Genomic DNA, 2,200 nt, shown 5'->3' with positions numbered 1-2,200 from the left:
TTTTTTTTTGAAAAAAGCGATCAAAAAAAAATCCCATCGGCCTTGACGGGATAAAAGTTTCACATGATTAAAGAATATAAAATCATGAACTCGCATGTTTACATATTCGCATGTTTACATGTGAACCTGCTAACGCTTTAAAATTTAGATACGCTATACATCTTCCCGCCCTCTGGCATTCGGGCGAGTAGGCCGAGCGCGTGCAACATGCACATCGCCCCGGCCACCTCGCCCGACAGCCATCTCTGCTGACAGTTTGCAAAGCTTATTTATAAAATCATCAAAGCCGGCAGGATTCTTTTCAACACAATTCAAAACATAAAATTCGGAATCTGTCCTATAAATCGCCTGCCATTGTTCAGCAGTAAATTCTGCGAATTTTTCCGCCTCTTCAACTTGAGCGGTTGCCAATTCTTCGTCCGATTGTTCCTCAACTAATAAACGAGACTTTAGCCCATTAGTCCAGACTAACTGTCTTTTACCCTTGAATGCTTTAGCGTAAACAAGCCATAGCTTCGAAAATTGCTTATCTTTGGTATAGAGGTAAGCTCTAAGCAGGTCGGTCATCGAATAACCAGTTTTTGACCTCTTGACGTGTCCCTTAGTCATCTCAGAATCAAGACCCCATTTCGCTACATAATCGCCTATGGCTTCATCTGCTACATCAAAACGAACGCCATGCTTTAAACTCGGCTCGCCAAGACCTTTAGAGACGCAACAATGCTTCCAAACGCGATAAAACGCTTCAGACATGGAAGATGGTTCAAAAAGTCTTTCAGTGAATAACAAGATGTGAAAATGTGGATGGAAACCGTTTTCGCCGTAGGTTACTTCAAACGCCCGAATTCTCCCTACAATGCCATAGGTTTCTATTAGTCTCTTGCCTGCTTTATCTTTCCATAACTTCGTCTGAGCTGAAGTCATTTTATTAAGCAAGCCAGCTAAATCATCTCCTTTATAATGTGGGGCAGTTAAAGTCAGCATTGAAACATGAAGCCCTTGTCTTTTAGCTTCTTCAATAGCTCTTTTAAGCTCTTCTCTTCTTCTCTCTGATATCTTAGCCGCACAAACAGGGCAAGCCCAAACATTTGCACACACTTCTAGACCACCATAAAACGCCCTAGGCTTTTCTGCGTCATGTTTTCTATAAACAGTAGGTTTTTGCGTAGGTATTCGCCAACGATGGCATTTAGATGTTCGAGATTTCGGCATTAATTTGTTGACCACTGATTTCAAAGCCCAACGTTCCGCCCTCGGATTTGGAGTTTTTTCCGTGAGAACTTCGCCAGTATCTTTGTCGATGATGGTTAACTTGCCGTCTTCGATATAGACATTATCGGGTACGCTGAAAAGCCCGTCAGATAAGGAGGGCGCATTATTTTGCGTATATACCAAGGGAGCTTGTTTCTCAACGCCCCCCACACCCTGAAAAGGTACATCACTTTCTAAAAATTGATGTACTTCTAGATTGATATTTTCATTGAAATACATGATAATAAATTTCCTAAGCTAGATTCCACTCTAGAGAAATACAGTAGCGACCGTCATCGCTACCCCCTTTAAGCCCTGACCGTCATCAGGGCTTTTCCATTTCTATTTCTCAGACGTCTGCCGTCTGAGTTTTTTCTGCTCATCTAACAAATCAATTTGGGCATCTGTGACCTGAGATTGAGCCGAGATTAATAAACGCTGTAACGTATCAAAAGTATCAGCATTCTTATTCTTCGCCTGTCTAACCGCAGTCAGCATTGCTTCAAATGCAGGCTTGCATTCTTCAATCATTTCACCCAAAAGATTGCTTGTTGCTACGTTTGCCTCATTAGAAACAGCCTGAACAAGTTCATACATTTCGGGGGAAACCGTAACAAGAACACGTCGTCTTTTTTTATTTACCGTCATCTAAAAAATCCGTCATTTTTTTTGTCATATATGGATACTACTATATCCTTTATAGATTAGCAATTATCGATTTTTTCGCTCGCCGCTGGGCAGAGGTTGGGGGAAAAGCGCCCCCAACCTTTGCCAATAGCGTACTTTATCCGCTAGCCGTCAAGGCCAAGGCAAGCGATGAAATTTTTTTTTGAAAAAAGCGATCAAAAAAAAATCCCATCGGCCTTGACGGGATAAAAGTTTCACATGATTAAAGAATATAAAATCATGAACTCGCATGTTTACATATTCGCATGTTTACATGTGAACC

2 protein-coding genes are annotated in these 2,200 nt (G+C 41.4%); both read right to left on the bottom strand.

Going from position 1 to position 2,200, the window contains the following annotated elements; genetic code table 11:
* Positions 1-153: 153 nt before the first annotated feature.
* Entirely contained in the window at positions 154-1,491 is a 1,338-nt protein-coding gene (locus GVL03_RS18725) for a protein rep (RefSeq protein ID WP_032491207.1), read from the bottom strand.
* A 102-nt stretch (positions 1,492-1,593) separates the two neighbouring features.
* Positions 1,594-1,899, bottom strand: coding sequence for a hypothetical protein (locus tag GVL03_RS18720; protein WP_003680963.1), 306 nt, complete (start codon positions 1,897-1,899; stop codon positions 1,594-1,596).
* Between the last annotated feature and the right edge of the window lie 301 nt (positions 1,900-2,200).

Origin of the sequence: Microbacterium sp. 18062, from assembly GCF_902706225.1 — a bacterium.
In the GTDB taxonomy this organism is placed as follows: Bacteria; Actinomycetota; Actinomycetes; order Actinomycetales; family Microbacteriaceae; genus Microbacterium.
The sequence above is the reverse complement of the archived record's forward strand: the minus strand, read 5'-3'. Positions and strand labels throughout refer to the sequence as shown.

Excerpts from the sequence above, each read along its gene's own strand:
- GVL03_RS18725 (WP_032491207.1), bottom strand. The coding sequence starts at position 1,491 with ATGTATTTCAATGAAAATATCAATCTAGAAGTACATCAATTTTTAGAA.
- GVL03_RS18720 (WP_003680963.1), bottom strand. The coding sequence starts at position 1,899 with ATGACGGTAAATAAAAAAAGACGACGTGTTCTTGTTACGGTTTCCCCC.